The organism is Mesorhizobium sp. HAY1-8B, from assembly GCF_056868045.1.
Window position 1 is genome coordinate 6,836,556 of the sequence record NZ_CP200321.1, and the last position, 15,493, is coordinate 6,852,048.

At 62.6% G+C, this 15,493-nt stretch carries 19 protein-coding genes and 1 pseudogene; 12 read left to right on the plus strand and 8 right to left on the minus strand.

Annotated elements, in window-relative coordinates:
• Positions 1–816 (minus strand): class I SAM-dependent methyltransferase, encoded by an 816-nt coding sequence (locus AC1VON_RS32845; protein WP_483126161.1) that lies wholly within the window; start codon positions 814–816, stop codon positions 1–3.
• 115 nt (positions 817–931) lie between these two features.
• Between AC1VON_RS32845 and AC1VON_RS32850 the strand changes: the two genes are divergently transcribed.
• The 10 genes and pseudogenes from AC1VON_RS32850 (at position 932) to AC1VON_RS32895 (ending at position 7,917) form a co-directional block, all read left to right on the plus strand.
• On the plus strand, positions 932–1,810 hold the full coding sequence (locus AC1VON_RS32850; RefSeq protein ID WP_483126162.1) for a methylated-DNA--[protein]-cysteine S-methyltransferase: 879 nt from the start codon (positions 932–934) through the stop codon (positions 1,808–1,810).
• Positions 1,811–2,030: 220 nt separating this feature from the next.
• Positions 2,031–2,501 (plus strand): hypothetical protein, encoded by a 471-nt coding sequence (locus AC1VON_RS32855; protein ID WP_172348593.1) that lies wholly within the window; start codon positions 2,031–2,033, stop codon positions 2,499–2,501.
• A 22-nt stretch (positions 2,502–2,523) separates the two neighbouring features.
• Entirely contained in the window at positions 2,524–2,916 is a 393-nt protein-coding gene (locus tag AC1VON_RS32860) for a hypothetical protein (RefSeq protein ID WP_483126163.1), read from the plus strand.
• Positions 2,883–3,410 carry a hypothetical protein gene (locus AC1VON_RS32865; RefSeq protein WP_483126164.1) on the plus strand — a complete coding sequence of 176 codons (528 nt, stop codon included), beginning with the start codon at positions 2,883–2,885 and terminating at the stop codon, positions 3,408–3,410. Before AC1VON_RS32860 ends, AC1VON_RS32865 begins: the two co-directional genes overlap by 34 nt.
• On the plus strand, positions 3,385–3,867 hold the full coding sequence (locus AC1VON_RS32870; RefSeq protein WP_483126165.1) for a hypothetical protein: 483 nt from the start codon (positions 3,385–3,387) through the stop codon (positions 3,865–3,867). The genes AC1VON_RS32865 and AC1VON_RS32870 overlap by 26 nt, the downstream gene beginning before the upstream one ends.
• 154 nt (positions 3,868–4,021) lie before the next feature.
• Positions 4,022–4,927: a ribokinase gene (locus AC1VON_RS32875; protein ID WP_483126166.1), complete on the plus strand. Its 906-nt coding sequence runs from the start codon at positions 4,022–4,024 to the stop codon at positions 4,925–4,927.
• A 1-nt stretch (position 4,928) separates the two neighbouring features.
• Positions 4,929–6,364 (plus strand): annotated as a pseudogene (locus AC1VON_RS32880) (amidase).
• A gap of 106 nt (positions 6,365–6,470) precedes the next feature.
• On the plus strand, positions 6,471–7,085 hold the full coding sequence (locus AC1VON_RS32885) for a LysE family translocator (protein ID WP_483126167.1): 615 nt from the start codon (positions 6,471–6,473) through the stop codon (positions 7,083–7,085).
• A 178-nt stretch (positions 7,086–7,263) separates the two neighbouring features.
• A complete protein-coding gene (locus AC1VON_RS32890; protein WP_483126168.1) occupies positions 7,264–7,536 on the plus strand; it encodes a hypothetical protein in 273 nt (90 codons plus the stop codon).
• 3 nt (positions 7,537–7,539) lie between these two features.
• Positions 7,540–7,917 carry a hypothetical protein gene (locus AC1VON_RS32895; protein ID WP_172348586.1) on the plus strand — a complete coding sequence of 126 codons (378 nt, stop codon included), beginning with the start codon at positions 7,540–7,542 and terminating at the stop codon, positions 7,915–7,917.
• Between the two features lie 32 nt (positions 7,918–7,949).
• On the opposite strand, the gene AC1VON_RS32900 is transcribed toward AC1VON_RS32895, so the two are convergent.
• Positions 7,950–8,894: a nucleoside hydrolase gene (locus AC1VON_RS32900; RefSeq protein WP_172348585.1), complete on the minus strand. Its 945-nt coding sequence runs from the start codon at positions 8,892–8,894 to the stop codon at positions 7,950–7,952.
• A gap of 315 nt (positions 8,895–9,209) precedes the next feature.
• Between AC1VON_RS32900 and AC1VON_RS32905 the strand changes: the two genes are divergently transcribed.
• Together AC1VON_RS32905 and AC1VON_RS32910 are read left to right on the plus strand one after the other, a co-directional pair.
• Positions 9,210–9,635 carry an Hsp20 family protein gene (locus AC1VON_RS32905; protein WP_023760739.1) on the plus strand — a complete coding sequence of 142 codons (426 nt, stop codon included), beginning with the start codon at positions 9,210–9,212 and terminating at the stop codon, positions 9,633–9,635.
• Positions 9,636–9,698: 63 nt separating this feature from the next.
• A complete protein-coding gene (locus AC1VON_RS32910; RefSeq protein WP_172348584.1) occupies positions 9,699–9,953 on the plus strand; it encodes a BQ00720 family protein in 255 nt (84 codons plus the stop codon).
• An 80-nt stretch (positions 9,954–10,033) separates the two neighbouring features.
• Here AC1VON_RS32910 and ptsN read toward each other — a convergent pair whose 3' ends face one another.
• From ptsN to lptC, 6 genes are all read right to left on the minus strand, one after another.
• Entirely contained in the window at positions 10,034–10,498 is a 465-nt protein-coding gene (gene ptsN, locus AC1VON_RS32915) for a PTS IIA-like nitrogen regulatory protein PtsN (RefSeq protein ID WP_172348583.1), read from the minus strand.
• Positions 10,499–10,554: 56 nt separating this feature from the next.
• Positions 10,555–11,139, minus strand: a complete 585-nt coding sequence (hpf, locus tag AC1VON_RS32920) for a ribosome hibernation-promoting factor, HPF/YfiA family (RefSeq protein WP_027043252.1) — start codon at positions 11,137–11,139, stop codon at positions 10,555–10,557.
• A 367-nt stretch (positions 11,140–11,506) separates the two neighbouring features.
• Positions 11,507–13,033 carry an RNA polymerase factor sigma-54 gene (gene rpoN / locus AC1VON_RS32925; RefSeq protein ID WP_172348582.1) on the minus strand — a complete coding sequence of 509 codons (1,527 nt, stop codon included), beginning with the start codon at positions 13,031–13,033 and terminating at the stop codon, positions 11,507–11,509.
• Positions 13,034–13,294: 261 nt separating this feature from the next.
• Positions 13,295–14,113: an LPS export ABC transporter ATP-binding protein gene (lptB, locus tag AC1VON_RS32930; RefSeq protein WP_172348581.1), complete on the minus strand. Its 819-nt coding sequence runs from the start codon at positions 14,111–14,113 to the stop codon at positions 13,295–13,297.
• Positions 14,113–14,718 (minus strand): LptA/OstA family protein, encoded by a 606-nt coding sequence (locus AC1VON_RS32935; RefSeq protein ID WP_483126169.1) that lies wholly within the window; start codon positions 14,716–14,718, stop codon positions 14,113–14,115. Before AC1VON_RS32935 ends, lptB begins: the two co-directional genes overlap by 1 nt.
• Positions 14,705–15,418 carry an LPS export ABC transporter periplasmic protein LptC gene (lptC, locus tag AC1VON_RS32940; protein ID WP_140772036.1) on the minus strand — a complete coding sequence of 238 codons (714 nt, stop codon included), beginning with the start codon at positions 15,416–15,418 and terminating at the stop codon, positions 14,705–14,707. The genes AC1VON_RS32935 and lptC overlap by 14 nt, the downstream gene beginning before the upstream one ends.
• Positions 15,419–15,493 lie beyond the last annotated feature (75 nt).

A 15,493-nucleotide genomic window follows, 5' to 3' on the forward strand; every position in this document is an offset into this window, starting at 1 on the left:
CTAGAAGCGATAGCGCAGAAGCCTGCCTACCTTTCGCAGCGCCGGAATGTGTTTCCAAAGGCGAACGAACAATTTGGCGAACCAGCCCATGCGGGCGGCGTGTTCAGGCTTGTAGGCGGAAATATCCTCGACGAACCTCAGTTTCGGAACCGCCAGTTCCAGCTCGTGCGGATCGTCGATCGCCCAGTGGACCTCGGCACCCGTGACCTTGATGGTCGGATTGAGGCGAAGCAGCGTCAGGCCGAAACGGCTGTAGGCGTCGAACATCAGCTCGCCGCCGGCAAGATGCGAGACAAGCCGCGAAACCAGACGCAGCCCTTCATCGGCGGGGAGATAGGGCGTCAGACCTTCCGCCACCACCATGGCCGGGCGGGTGCGCGGCACCTCGGCCAGCCAGCCGGGCTCGGTCACCGACGAAGCGATGAGATGGTGATGGTCGCGGGACGGGTAGAGCTTGCGCCTGAGTTCGATGACCTGGGGATAGTCGACGTCGAACCAGTCCACGCCGGGTGGCGGATCGACACGGAAGACGCGCGTATCGAGCCCGCAACCGAGATGCAGCACGATGGCGCCGGGATTCCTGGCCAGAAAATCCTCGACACGGACATCCAGTGTCTTGGCCCGGATTGCCAGGCCGATGCCGAGATTCTCGTCGACCTTGAGCCTGGAGAAATCATAGTCGATCTTGCGCACCGCCTCGTCGGCGAAATGATCCGCAAGCAGGGAATGGGGCAGCCGGCTCTCCAGCGCCTTGCCGTAGAGCGTCATCAGCAAGGTTTCCTTTGCCCCGGTCAGGTGCACTTTCTCGCCAGCCATGAGCGACTCCTGGGCACAAACCCCGAATCTATCTGGGCATGCGCGGCAAGAAGGCAAGTTTCGGGTGGCGATCGCCGCCCCAAGGGGCGATATTCCTGGCCAAGGAGACAGTTCGATGAGCTCACACACAGCAGTCCTCAAGAAGGACATCACGCCGCAAGGCGGCGACTACGAGATCGTGCGCCGCGCCATCGAGAAGATCAGCCTCGACTATCGCGACCAGCCCTCGCTCGAGGAGCTTGCGGAGGAGGTCGGCGAGACGCCGACAGGCCTGCAAAAACTCTTCACCCGCTGGGCCGGCCTGTCGCCAAAAGCCTTCCTGCAGGCGGTGACGCTCGACCACGCCCGACGGCTGCTCGATTCCGGCATGCCGCTGCTCGAAACCTCGTTCGAACTGGGCATGTCCGGCCCCGGCCGGCTGCATGACCTGTTCGTCACCCATGAGGCGATGTCGCCGGGCGACTACAAGACGCGCGGTGCCGGCCTCACCATCCGCTACGGCTATCACCCCTCGCCTTTCGGCACCGCCCTGATCATGGCCACCGACCGTGGCCTTGCCGGCCTCGCCTTCAGTGATCCGGGCGAGGAACGTGCGTCGTTCGCCGACATGTCCAGCCGTTGGCCGAACGCCGTCTATGTCGAGGACATGGCCGCGACCGGCCCTTACGCCGCGCGTATCTTCGATCCGACATTGTGGCGGCCCGACCAGCCGCTGCATGTCGTCATGATCGGCACCGACTTCCAGGTCCGCGTCTGGGAGGCGCTGCTGCAGATTCCGATGGGCAAGGCCCGCACCTATTCCTCGATCGCCGCCAGCATCGGCGCGCCGAGCGCCAGCCGCGCGGTCGGTGCCGCCAATGGTGCCAACCCGCTCTCCTTCGTGGTGCCTTGCCATCGCGCCATCGGCAAGTCCGGCGATCTCACCGGCTATCACTGGGGCCTGACCCGCAAGCGCGCCATCCTGGGCTGGGAGGCGGGGCAAGTGTCGTCGTAAAATATCGTTTTTCCAGTTTTCGCCGGAAAAATTTACAGATATTAAGTGGTGGAAAGTATTACTTGAGTTTTATCCGGAGTTCATGACACAACCGGGGACAACCTTCGGTTTTTTATGAAATGTTATTTCCGCACCTTATTTAAGTTTACGCTAAATTAACCACGATAAAGCGATCATGACTCCTATCACTTCGGGTGATCCGACTTGGCAGGAGGTCTCGATGAAATTGTTGCGCACCGCCTTCGGTGCAGCCTTGCTGGCCGCGTGCCTGGACCAGGCCGCAATGGCCACAACGCAAAATGTCATTTTCAATGGCACGATCACTCCGACCTGCACGCTCGTCATTGCCACCAACGGCACGATGACGGTCAGCCCCGACCTCCAGTCCCTCAGTTCCCACAACAGCGGCGGCTCGGCCGGAACCGTCACGCTGACGACGACGGGCGGCGTGTCGCTGAGCGTCGATCCGGTTACCACCACGACCGTGCCATCGGCCGACACGACATCGACCACCTGGACACCAACCTATTCTTCCGCCGGTGCGCACTCCATCGTCGAGACCGGCTCGGCGACGCCCATCAGCACACCCGGCGCCGACCTTGTCTCGGTCCATCTCGCCGGCACCAAGGGCGGCAGCAACCGCTTCGCCAACGGAAACTACCAGGCAACGGTAACGCTGCGCTGCGAATAGCGCCGTCGCTAAGGAGAGGGACTTGACACATGCACGAATCCTGGCGACGGCACTGGCCGTCGGGCTGGCGCCTATTGCCGCAAAGGCGCAGTCGATGTCGCCCATGCGCGGTGAGGTCAACAGTTTCACCGATGCCTTCGCGGTTCGCGTCTTCCCGGCCAATCCATACGACCAGAAGATCAGGGTCGAGATCCATGTCTACGACCAGGATTTTCAGCCGGTGGAGGCCAGGATCTCTCCAAGTGTGTTCCAGTTGGCTTCCCAGGCTTCCCGTCCTGTCCTTGTGGTCGTGCCCTTCGGCGGCGCTGCCGAGCGTAAAGTGCGTATCTGTATCGAGAGCATCCCCTTTCCCAATCAACAGACGCAGATAAGGGCACAGATATGCGGAAAGTTTTTTGGGCACCGCAAATCCTGACGCTGGCGCTCGCGGTTGCAGTGACAAACACGGTTCCAACCCTGGCCCAGGACCAGATCTACAATCTCAATCAGAACGAGAACGGCTTCAATTTGCCCGGTGTCACCTTGCCCCAGGGCCAGGACGAGGTCCATGCCGCCGACGGCACCACTTGCCGCTCCGCCGTTTCCGGTTCCGGTGCCTATGTCGATCTCGGCGTTATCAGAGGCAACAACCAGACGGACAACGGTGTCGCCACCTACGGCCGGGTGGTGATCCCGATCGGGCGTACGCCGAAGCGTCTCGACTGCAGCCGGCTCTACGAACTTGAGGTCCAGCGCCTGCAACTGGAGCTGAAGCTGCTCAAGATGGGTCTCGGCGGAGACGGCCAGACGGCCAGCGTGGCCGGCGGCGCTCCTGCTCCCGCTTCTGCTGCCGCATCACCCGGATGGGCCAACGAAGGCTGGAGCCTCAGGACCGGAAATGGCGATGACAAGAAAAAGAAGAGGAAATAACCGCGCGCTGCTCGCGGTGGCGGCACTTGCCGGCTTCAGCCAGCCTGTGTCGGCGGCAATCATCGGCACTTGCACCATCATGGTCGGGGCATCGGGAACGATGACCGCAAATCCCGCCATCAGTATACTGAGTTCCAAGCAGGCAGGCGGATCGAGCGCCAGCGCGACCGTGGTGGCAAGCTCCCTGGTGTGCTCGCTGCTTAATCTGCTGGACTGCTATTCGGTTTCGGCGCCGGCGCCGGCCGCGTTCTCGTCCGCGCCGAGCGGCGGCGGCACCAACGTGACCTTCGCCTCGGTCTTTCGCCTCGACGGCTCGGGAGCCGACATCAACGGAAATGTGCCGCAGAAGCTTGTCAATGGCACCCACGCCATGCAGATCGACCTCATCGCCACCAAATCGAGCGGTATCTTTCCCGCCGGCAGCTATCAGGGCACCGTCACCGTGCGTTGTGAATAGGCCACGATACCACAAAGCAAGCTGGACCATTCGCGTGGTCTGGCAAGCCGCGACCTTACAGGTTAGCTTCCCGCGCGATTGGAACGGCCCGTCTTCGCCCCAACGCACCGTGGACGTTCCAGAACCTTGAATTCATGCCGGCAGGAGGCCTTGCTTGATTATCGTCATCGGCTCGATCAACCTCGACCTTATCGCCAAAGTCGACCGCCTGCCGAGCCCCGGCGAAACGGTGAGCGGCTCCGGTTTCGCCACGGCGCCCGGCGGCAAGGGCGCCAACCAGGCGCTGGCAGCCGCACGCGCCGGTGCCCCGGTGCGCATGGTCGGCGCCGTCGGCAAGGACAGTTTCGCCGGCGAGGCGCTGGCATTGCTGCGCGAGGCCAAGGTCGATCTGTCGGGCGTGGGCGAAACCTTTGCCTCGACCGGCACGGCGCTGATCATGGTCGGTGACGACGGCGAGAACATCATCGCCGTGGTCCCCGGCGCCAATGCTTCCGTGGTGCCCGGCGACCTTTCCAAGGCCTTCCTGAAAAAGGGCGACGTCGTGCTCTTGCAGCACGAGATCCCGCTGGCGACCGTCGATGCCGCGCTCGACCAGGCGCGGGCGGCCGGCGCCATCACCGTGCTCAACACCGCTCCTTTCCAGGGCGACGCGGCGGCTTTCCTCGGCAAGGCCGATTATGCCGTCGCCAACGAGACCGAGTTCGACCTCTATGGCGAGGCGCTGGCGCTGAACGGCCGCGACCGTGCGGCACGCATGCGCGACTTCGCCGCGAAAACCGGCCGCACCATCGTCGTCACGCTCGGCGGCGACGGCGTCATGGCGGCGACGCCAACCGACTTCCTGACCATTCCGGCAATGAAGATCACCCCTGTCGACACGGTCGGCGCCGGTGACACCTTCTGCGGTTACTTCGCTGCCGGCCTGTCGTCCGGCCTCACGCTCGAAAAGGCACTGGCGCGTGCCGGTACGGCTGGCTCGCTGGCCTGCCTGAAGCCGGGCGCCCAACCGGCGATCCCGCTGGCCAAGGATGTCGATCAGGCCTTGCAGAAAGTCAGCTGAGATGATGCGTCCCCGGACCAAACATGCCGTCCCGCCGGCCGGCGACATCTGCCGCCTGTCCGCTGTCGAACTGGCCGACGCGATCCGCCACAGAACGCTTTCCGTACGTGAGGTGGTGACGGCCTTCCTCGACCGCATCGAAGCGGTCAACCCGTTGGTCAACGCCATCGTCTCGTTGCGCGATCGCGGCGACATCCTGCGCGAGGCCGACGCGGCCGATGGCAGGCAAGCGAACGAAACCGGAACGCTCTTCGGCTTGCCGATCGCCATCAAGGACCTTGCCTCGACCACTGGGCTCAGGACCTCCTTCGGCTCGCCGATCTTCGCCGATTTCGTGCCGCAGGAAGACGATTTCTTCGTCGAGCGCATCCGCGATGCCGGCGCCATCATCATCGGCAAGACCAATTCGGACTCGGCTCCAACACCTACAACAACGTTTTCGGGCCGACGCTGAACGCTTTCGATCCGGCGCTCACCGCCGGCGGGTCGAGTGGCGGCGCGGCGGTGGCGCTGGCGCTCGACATGGTGCCCGTCGCCGACGGCAGCGACTTCGGCGGTTCGCTGCGCAACCCGGCCGCCTGGAACAATGTCTACGGCTTCCGCCCGTCGCAGGGGCTCGTGCCCGCCGGGCCGGATTTCGAGGTCTTCCATGCGCAGATGGGCGTCGAGGGGCCGATGGGCCGCAATGTCGCCGACATGGCTCTGCTGCTCGACGTGCAGGCGGGTTATCATCCGCAGGCACCCCTGTCCTATGAGAAACCGGGCTCGTTCCTCGAAGGGCTCGCAACGCCCTCGACTGGCGGCCGCGTCGCCTGGCTCGGCGACCTCGGCGGCCACTTGCCGCTCGAACCCGGCATCCTCGGCCTGTGCGAGGCAGCGCTCGGTCGGCTCGCGGGACAGTCCTTCGTGATTGAACCCTTGCTGCCCGATTTTGACTTCGAGGCGCTATGGCAGGCCTTCGTGACGCTGCGCCAGGCCAGCAGCGGCTGCGCCCTCCAGGCCCACTACGACGACCCCTCCAAGCGCGGCCTGCTGAAGCCGGAAGCCCTATGGGAAATCGAGAATGCAATGCGGCTGACGGCGCCGCAGATCCGCGCGGCCTCGGTCATCCGCACCTCCTGGCATCGCATGCTGCTGTCGATCTTCGACCGCTTCGATCTCATCGCGCTGCCGACCGCGCAGGTCTTTCCCTTCGATGTCACCACGCACTGGCCAAGCGAGGTCGCCGGACGGCCAATGGACAGCTATCACCGCTGGATGCAGATTTCCGCCTTCGCCACGCTGGGCGGCTGCCCGGCGCTCAACGTGCCGGTCGGCTTCGACGAAAAGGGCCGGCCAATGGGCATGCAGCTGATCGGCCGGCCGCGCGGCGACCTCGCCGTGCTGAGGGCGGCCGCCGCCTATGAGGCGATGCTGCCTTGGCCAGCCGGCGCCTGACCCGCGTGCGACGGCTCGGTGCTTCCCGGACGCCTTGCGTGGAGGCTTTGGCCATGCATTGATTGTCCCAGTTGCGCCGCGTCGGCGGCACGCCAGAGGAAAAATCATGTCGCTGGAACTCTACGCCGCCTATGTTCTCGCTTGCATCGTCATCATCCTGGTGCCAGGACCGACGGTCACGCTGATCATCGCCAACAGCATCCGCCATGGGACCCGCGCCGGGCTCGCCAACGTCGCCGGCACGCAGGCTGGCCTTGCCATCATGATCGCCATTGTTGGCATCGGCCTCAACACGCTGATCGCGGGCATGGGCCACTGGTTCGAATGGGTCAGGCTGATCGGCGCCGCCTATCTGATCTGGATGGGCGTGCAGATGTTCCGCTCCAGGGGCACGCTGAATGCCGACGGAACGGCGCGAAAGCCGCGCGGCGGCTTCTTCCTGCAGGGCCTGCTGGTGGCGCTCAGCAATCCCAAGACACTGGTGTTCTTCGGCGCCTTCTTTCCGCAGTTCATCGCGCCGCAAGGCAACTACTCGCTGCAGATCGTCGTCATGGGCCTCACCGCCATGATCTTCGCCGCCATGTCGGACTCGACCTACGCACTCGCCGCTGGCCGGGCCGGGCGCCTGCTGTCGGCCAGCCGCATCAAGCTCATGTCCCGGATCAGCGGCAGCTTCCTGGTCGGCGGCGGCCTGTGGCTGGCGTTTTCGAGGTCGAAGTAACGGCGCGGCCATGAGCCGGGCGACGCGTCAAGCTGCAGCGCCCAGGGCGAAAAACCATATGCCTTGAAACTAAAGAGGGCTGATTGACAGTCAGCCCTCTGACCACCACATGAATCTGTGGTGGGGATTCATGTTTATGTCGTGGACTTACGCAGATTTGAAAAGGAATGCGCCTGGCGTGATCCTGACCGTTTCTCTGTTCGCGATGATGGTTCCTGCCGCCCTGAACAAATGGGTCAACGACGCAAGCCCGATCCATTCAGTTACCGCGGTCGACGCGACGATCAAAAGCGCCCAGTGGGCACATGACCGGATCAACTACGTGCTTTTGCTTGACGACGGCTCATCCCTTCTCGTCGATGACGACCGACTGCACGTGATCGGCTCGCATATCGGCATAGAGCGCGTTACGCGCGACAACGGCTTCGTCTTCTACCGGTTTGTGAGTTGAACCATGGCAACAGGATTTTCTCTCAGAAATCGCCTGCTTCTGTTTCAGGCGGAATACCGTGACGCGGTCATCGGTGTCGCTTTTTTCTGCGCACTGCCTCTGGCGGCGCTGATCCCGATTGCGATGAATCAGGACAATCCGGTTGTGGCAATTCAGCGTGTGATGGGCACGGTCGAGTATGTCAGGTTAATGCCCATCAATCCGAAGATGGCTGTCGGTCGCGGGCTGTACTACACATACGACGTCCGCCTTGACGACAACAACGCGGTGATATCCGTCGACGATGAAGTGGGGATGCCGCACCTTGTCGGCTCGATCATCCCCATTGAGCGGCAACACCATAAGCGCGGCGCCGACACCTATCGATTGCTCAATGGGTGAAGACGCGTGCTCACGGATGTCTGCTCTGACTGTCAGTTGAGCCGCCCCAGCCTCTCCACCAACAGGGCGAAGAAGCCATCATGGTCGATGTCGCGCATCACCATGGCGTTCTTTTCCCGCTTGGTCACACCCCACCAGTCGATCACGGTCATGCCCATGGTCAGTTCCGAGGTAGTTTCCACGCTGACACTGCAGTTGCGGCCCTTGAACAGGTCCGGCTTCAACAGATAGGCGATGACACAGGGATCGTGCAGCGGGCCGCCATCGGTGCCGTACTTGCCTTCATCGTAGCGTTCGAAGAATTCCAGCATCTCGGCGGTAGCCGTGCCGACCTTGGTGCCGAGCTTGCGAAAGGCCTGCGTGCGCTTGGCGGTGGTCAGCGCCTTGTGCGTGACGTCGAGCGGCATCATCACGATCGGGATGCCAGACTTGAACACCAGATCGGCGGCCTGCGGATCGACATAGATGTTGAATTCGGCCGCCGGAGTGACGTTGCCGCCCTCAAAGAAGCCGCCGCCCATCAGCACGATTTCCTTGATGCGCGGAGCGATGCGCGGTTCGCGGATCAGCGCCAGCGCGATGTTGGTCAGCGGCCCGAGCGGGCAGAGCGTGATAGTGCCGCTCTCTTCCTTCATCAGCGTCTCGACGATGAAGTCGACGGCATACTGCTCCTGCAGCTTCATCTTGGGTTCGGGCAATTGTGGCCCGTTGAGGCCTGTCTTGCCATGCACTTCCTCGGCGGTGACCAGCTGGCGCGCCAGGGGGCGGATGGCCCCGGCATAGACCTTGATATCGGGCCGGCCGGCCAGCTCGCAGATCTTGCGGGCATTCTTCTCGGTGAGCTTCAGCGGCACGTTGCCGGCAACGGCAGTGATGCCGACGATCTCCAATTCGCTGCTGCCAAGTGCCAGCAGAATGGCGACGGCATCATCCTGGCCGGGATCCGTGTCGATGATGATCTTTCGTGATTGCGGCATTTCAATTCCTTGTTTGGCTAGGCCATGCACTTGAATGAATCCGGTCGAAACATCCGAAGGGCGCCGCAGCGACCGCGAGCTGCCACGTCGAACCGCTCGACCGGGGGAGATAATCCCGACCGTCGCGCTTCTCGTTGCATCTGCTTGCCGTTTCAAGCGCCATGTCGATCATTCTTGTGAGTCCACGACGTGGTCTTTTTGGGCGGGCTTTTTGATGGCTTGAACTTGGCCCCGGGGCGGACCATATCAAGACCATCGGGAAAAATGCCATCCGGGTTTTTCCACTTTATGTCGCTCTTGAGAGGACAGTGTAACATGAGCCGAATGACGCCTTTCTCCAGCCCGCTTCTCCTTGGCTTCGACGCCATGGAAAAGACTCTGGAACGCTTGGCGAAATCCGGTGACAGCTACCCTCCCTACAACATCGAACGCCTCAGCGGCGCCGACGGCAAGACCGAGAGGTTGCGCATCACATTGGCCGTCGCCGGTTTCGCCGAAAGCGATCTCGATGTCACAACGGAGGAAAACCAGCTGGTCGTGCGCGGCCGTCAGACTGACGACACCGAGCGCGAATTCCTTCATCGCGGCATCGCCGCGCGCCAGTTCCAGCGTTGTTTCGTGCTGGCCGACGGCATGCGGGTGATCGCGGCGGAGCTGAAGAACGGCCTTTTGTCGATCGATCTCGATCGGCCGGAGTCCGAACGGCTGGTACGGAAAATAAACATATCGGTGAAAGACTGATCTTTACCGATGGCTCTCATGCGGGATGGCCTTGAGCGGCGTCTCGCGCCAAGGAGGCTTGAAATGACCAGAACTGAAACTATCACCATGACCAATGGCGAATTCGCCCATCTCGGCGAGGGCTCGGTCGCTTATCTGCGCAAGGTCTCGAGCGACGAATTGCTCGGCCGCTTCCCGAATCTCGGCGAGATCGCGCCCGGCCTGGAACTGTGGGCGCTGTTTGCCGCCAACGGCCAGCCGATCCTGCTTTCCGATGCGCGTGACCGCGCACTGGCCGGCGCCATGGAAAACGACCTGACCACCGTCGCCATTCACTAAAGCGCCATTCACCAAGGCGATTTGCTGAAACGAAAAGGGCCGCTCACGGCGGCCCTTGGAGATTCCATTCAAAAATGGCTTCAGGCCGCGTGCGAGGCCTGGGTGTCCGACAAAAGCGCGTGGATCGCCGTGGCATCGCGCGTCCCTCTGATCTTGGCAACCGTGTCGGCGTCGCGCAGCACGCGGGCGATGCGCGACAGGGCCTTGAGATGATCGGCGCCCGCCCCTTCCGGCGCCAGGAGCAGAAACACCAGATCGACAGGCTGGTCATCCAGCGCCTCGAAATCGACCGGCGTTTCCAACCGGGCGAAGACACCGGCGATCCGCTTCACGCCGGCGAGCTTACCATGCGGAATGGCGATGCCGTTGCCGACGCCGGTCGAACCCAACCGCTCGCGCTGCAGGATGGTGTCGAACACTTCCCTCTCCGGAATGCCCGAAATCGCCGCCGCCCGTTCGGACAGCAATTGCAGAAGCTGCTTTTTGGAGTTCGCCTTCAACGCCGGCAAAATCGCCGGAACGCTGATAAGATCGCTCAGATCCATGCTTGAAAATCCCTTGTTCGCCTGTCGCCAGTCCCCACCCCTCGTGCGGCTGGCTTTTATCCCTGCGCGACCTTGGTCGTGGACGGGTCGATCCAGCCAATGTTTCCGTCGGGCCGGCGATAGACGATATTGAGATGGTCGGTTCCGGCGTTGCGGAAAACGAACACCGGACTGTCCTTGGTATCGAGCTCGATGACCGCCGAGGCCACCGACATGGTCTTCAGCGTCATGGTCGATTCGGCGACGATGGCCGGCGCGAAATCCTCCGGAATTTCCTCATCGTCATCGGCAAGCGGCGCCATCACCGTATAGGCGATGTCGGTCAACTCGCCATTGCCATTGCCTGAATTGTGCGATTTGAGACGGCGCTTGTAGCGCCGAAGCCGGGTCTCCAGCCGGTCGGCCGCGGCCTCGAAGGCGAGCGTCGGATCCTGGGCGTCGCCGGTGGCCTGCAGCGAGGCGCCGGAATCCAGCCGGATCATGCAATCCGCCGAATAGCGCGAGCCCGATTTGATGACGGTGACGTGTCCCGCGAAGCCGCGATCGAAATATTTGCCGATCGCCTCGCCGACACGATCGTTGATGCGCGTGCGGAACGCATCGCCGATATCCATGTGTTTTCCCGATATGCGCAGATTCATCTGAAAACTGACCTTCCTTGCTCAGGCTTCAAACTGGCCTGAGTTTATACTTGTGGTCCGTGCGCACAAGCTTTGCGGCGTCACTGGCGCCGATTTAAATCCGAACTTTCCGGTTGATCACAAGCCGCCTTTTGACCGTCCCGAGGCCATTGTCGTGACGGACCATCCGCTAGCGGGCATCGGGCCCGTCTCATGCGGGCGGGCTTCTAGCCACTTCCCCAGGGCTTGTCAATGAAGCTCGAAAGCTGTGGAAAATCAGGAGTGCTTGGAGCAGTCCATCGCTTCACGGAAACACCGAACCGCTTCACCTCTTTGTACCGACGCAATTCCTGTGGGAAAACCGCTTCACACTTTTCCAGGAATTGCCTTAGCGGCCGGCACTGGCGAGCGCCCGCTTTTCGCGCCGGCGCTGCACGGAAGACGGAATATTCATGCCTTCCCGGTACTTGGCGACCGTACGCCGGGCGATATCGACGCCGCTTTCCCTGAGCATATCGACGATCGCATCGTCGGACAGAACGTCGACGGGTTTCTCCTCGTCGATCAGCTGCTTGATGCGGTCCCGCACCGCTTCCGAGGAATGCGCGTCGCCGCCGCCCGACGCGGCGATCGAGGCGGTGAAGAAATAGCGCAGCTCGAACACGCCGCGCGGGGTCAGCATGTATTTGTTGGCGGTGACGCGGCTGACGGTCGATTCGTGCATGCCGATGGCGTCGGCCACCGTGCGCAAATTGAGCGGCTTCAGCTGGCGCACGCCGTGAACCAAGAAGGCATCCTGCTGGCGCACGATTTCCGACGCCACTTTGAGGATCGTCTTTGCCCGTTGGTCCAGGCTGCGCGTCAGCCAGTTGGCGTTTTGCAGGCACTCCGCCAGGAAATCCTTTTCCGCCTGGTTCTTCGCATGCGGCGACACCTGGGCGAAATAGATATGGTCGACCAGCACGCGCGGCAGCGTTTCGGCGTTGAGTTCGACGGTCCAGCTACCGTCATTGGCCGCGCGCACCTCGACATCGGCGACGATGGCGTCGCTCGCACCGCCCGAAAACGCCATGCCCGGGCGCGGATCGAGGGCCCGGATCTCGGCCAGCATGTCGAGCAAATCCTCCTCGTCGACCCCGCAGATCCGCTTCAGTGTCTGGAAATCGCGCCGCGCCAGGAGCTCCAGATTGGCGACCAGGGCCTTCATCGCCGGGTCGAGGCGGTCGCGCACCGCAAGCTGCAGCGAAAGGCATTCGGCAAGGTCACGGGCGAACAGGCCGGCTGGTTCGAAAGACTGGCACACCGCCAGCACCTTGGCCACGCTCGCAGCGTCAGTGCCCAGACGCGTGGCGATCTCCGCGAGATCGACCCTGACATAGCCGGTCTCGTCCAGGCCATCGGCGAGTTCGCCCGCGATCAGCCGGGCCGCGGGATCGGCAAAGGCGAGTGCCACCTGCTCGCCAACATGGTCACGCAAGGTGATGGCGCTCGCCGCCATGTCGCCGGCGTCGAGCCCCTCGGACGACGAACCGCCGCTACTGCCCGAAGCCGACTTCCATTGCGCGGTCAGGTCAGGCCCGAGCCGCTCACTGGTGCCGGGATCGTCGGGAAACAGGTTTTCCAGCGACGTGTCGAGTTTTTCCGAAATCGCCTCGGCGCTCCATCCGGCCTCCTTCTCGAACCAGTCGTCATCGGCGGCCGCTTGCGGCTCCGCGTCGATCTTCTGCGCCTGGTCGCTCGCGGCGTCGTCCTGCGGCTCGGCGCGCTCCAGAAGCGGGTTGCGCTCGATTTCCTCGTCGATGAAGTGCTCGAGCTCGACATGGGTGAACTGCAGCAGGCGAATCGACTGCATCAGCTGCGGCGTCATCACCAGCGACTGCGACTGTCGGAGCTGTAGTTTCGCCGCCAACGCCATGGTTTGGTTTCAAACGCCTCCTCTACGCGTCCGGACTTCCGGAAATGAATTTCACGGCCGTCCATAGAAACTGGCCCGGCTTTTGCTTGTCAAGGCAAAGCCTAGCAAAAGCCGCTTACCGGAGCGTTATGCCGGAGCAAAATCGCCGAAAATCAGGCCGTCGCGCGCAAAAAATCGTGTCAGGAAACAAATTTCACGCCCAAGGCAATTCCGGACGGAAGACAGCGTCAGGGCTTCCCGTCCAGAATTGTGTGGAAAAAGTCAGAGCGTAAAACCCTCGCCGAGATAGAGCCGCCGCACATCCGGGTTCGCCACCACTTCGTCGGCGCGGCCATGGGTCAGCACCTGGCCCGCATGGATGATGTAGGCGCGGTCGATCAGGCCAAGCGTCTCGCGTACATTATGGTCGGTGATGAGGACACCGATGCCGCGCGCCGTCAGGTGGCGAACCAGTTGCTGGATATCGGCGACGGCGATCGGATCGATGCCGGCAAAGGGCTCGTCGAGCAGCATGTAGGCCGGGCGCGTCGCCAGCGCACGCGCGATCTCCAGGCGCCGCCTCTCGCCGCCGGAAAGCGACATGGATGGCGCCTTGCGCAGATGGCTGATGTGGAACTCCTCGAGCAGTTCGTCGAGATTGCGCTCGCGCACCTTGCGGTCCTTTTCGACCACTTCGAGCACGGCACGGATATTCTGCTCGACGTTGAGGCCGCGGAAGATCGACGCCTCCTGCGGCAGATAGCCGATACCGAGACGCGCGCGGCGGTACATCGGCATCGAGGTCACGTCGAAGCCGTCGATCTCGATCGTGCCTTCATCCACTGGCACAAGGCCGGTGACCATGTAGAAACAGGTCGTCTTGCCGGCACCGTTGGGGCCGAGCAGCCCGACGGCTTCGCCGGCACGCACGCCAAGTGTGACGCCACTGACCACCTTGCGGCCCTTGTAGCTCTTGGTCAGGCCCTTGGCGATCAAGGTTCCCTTGAACTTCGTCTTGTCGACGGTGATCGTGGCCGGAGCCGAAACCTTGCCTGCGGTCCGCCCCGGAAGACGCGCCGTCAGCGATGACAGGCTGGCCATCAGGGGTTCGTCGCTCCGGATTTCGGCGCATCCGATTTCGGCGGCGGGGTGATCGACATCTGGACACGTTGCCCAGCGCATGGATCAACCTGGGCTAGCCCGCTTTTCATCTGCACGGTGAGCTTGCAGCCGACCAGGACGTTGTCGTTCTGAGACAGAACGACCTTTTTGCCCGAAAGGACCAGCACCTGGCTCTTCATGTCGAAGCTGCCCTGATCGCCGGTCGCGACCTGCTGATCCGACTTGATGTAGACCTTGTCTGAGATCTCCAGATGATCGATGTTGGCCGAGCCGGTCATCGCCGCGCCAGCGGCTTCCGTGCCCTTGGCCGCGGCATTGGGATCCTTGATGTAATAGACCATCATCTTGCCGGCCTTCATCAGTGTCGGCCCTTGGACGACGGTGACATTGCCCGTGAAAATGGCGACATTTTCGGCCTGCCGGACTTCCAGCTTGTCGCTTTCGATCTGGATCGGCTTGTCGCCCGCCAGTTTCAGGCCTGACACCTGACTGGTGGCACCGGACTGTGCCAGCGACGGCACGAGGCCCAGCAGGAGCAGCGCCGAAGTTGCGGCCGCAAGCCGTGTCGAACTATTGAGCCACATTCGCTTCTTCGCCCTTTGCCTCAGCCGCCTTCAGAGCGGCGGGATCGATGTTGACGCGCACCCTGTTCTCGAACACCAGGACCTTGCCGTTGTCCTGGACCGTCAGGGAATTCGCTGTGATCTGTGACCCGCCACGGCTGACATCGACGGGATCATCCGTCTTCATAGTGCCTTTGCCCATGTCGAGGAAGACCGATTTGAACTTGGCTTGCATGCCGTCGGTCGTGGTGATCACGACGTCGCTGTTCAATTTCATCGTGTTGCCGTCGCGATCGTAGGTACCGCGCGACGCTTTGACCGCCGCCACATTGTCGGGCCCGACCGGTACTTTGGCGTCTATGCCTTCGAGCTCGATGATGCCTTGTGTGCTGACGTCCTGTATTGCCCGCAGGGCCGTCATGGAATACGGCTGCTTCTGCTTGGTGAACCCGTTGAGCTTGGGATTGGCCATCACCAGCTTGCCGTTGGAAAAAGCGGTGCCGTCCGCCTGCACCGCGACGGAGACGGGTGCGGCCAGATAGGAATAGACCGGGAAGGCGACGGCGATCAGCGCTGCGGCCAGGGGCACGGCGAATTTGAGCACGCGCACGCGGCGCGAATGACGCTGGGCGCGGTCGAACGCCTCGCCCCGCGTCCAGCCATCCGCCGGGGGAGCCAACTCCATCTCGGGGCTGGTCGGTTCATTCGATCGCGCTAACATGACTGCTTTCTTCTAGACCCCTGCCCGCCAGGGAGCACCGCCTATAGGTGGGGGGCCGGCGCCTTCAAGCAAGCA